At 68.3% G+C, this 521-nt stretch carries 1 protein-coding gene; it reads left to right on the forward strand.

Annotated elements, in window-relative coordinates; all coding sequences use genetic code 11:
• Positions 1–22 precede the first annotated feature (22 nt).
• A partial coding sequence (locus AC1DVT_RS20555; RefSeq protein WP_477391285.1) for a sigma-70 family RNA polymerase sigma factor occupies positions 23–521 on the forward strand: 499 nt, incomplete at its 3' end.

Raw genomic sequence — 521 nt, forward strand, 5'->3', positions numbered from 1 at the left:
GGGGAGCGGTGGTGGGTAGGGCATGCTGGGGGACGTGGTGATCGATGGCGTGGACGTGCCCGAGGACGGCACCGAGCAGGTCGATCATGTCGGCGCCCTCCTCGTGCGCGTCGCCGGTGGCGACCAGAGTGCTTTCGCGGACCTCTACGACATGCTCTCGCCGCGCGTCTTCGGCCTGATCCTCCGGGTGCTCATCGACCGCGCCCAGAGCGAGGAGGTGCTGCAGGAGGTCTTCCTCGAGCTGTGGCAATCCGCCGGGCGCTTCGCTCCGAACAAAGGTCAGGGCAGATCGTGGGTCTTCATGATCGCGCATCGCCGGGCGGTCGACCGCGTGCGGGCGGCGCAGGCGAGCGCCGACCGTGATGTTCGCATCGGCTCCCGCGATCTCGACATCGCACACGACGAGGTTGCCGAGCAGGTGGAGTTGAAGATCGAAGGAACGCGCGTGGTGGGCGCGGTGGCCACCCTCCCGGCCATCCAGCGCGAGGCGATCACGCTCGCCTACTACGGCGGATACAGTC

The sequence above is a fragment of the Microbacterium sp. P2_F9 genome (assembly GCF_056403635.1).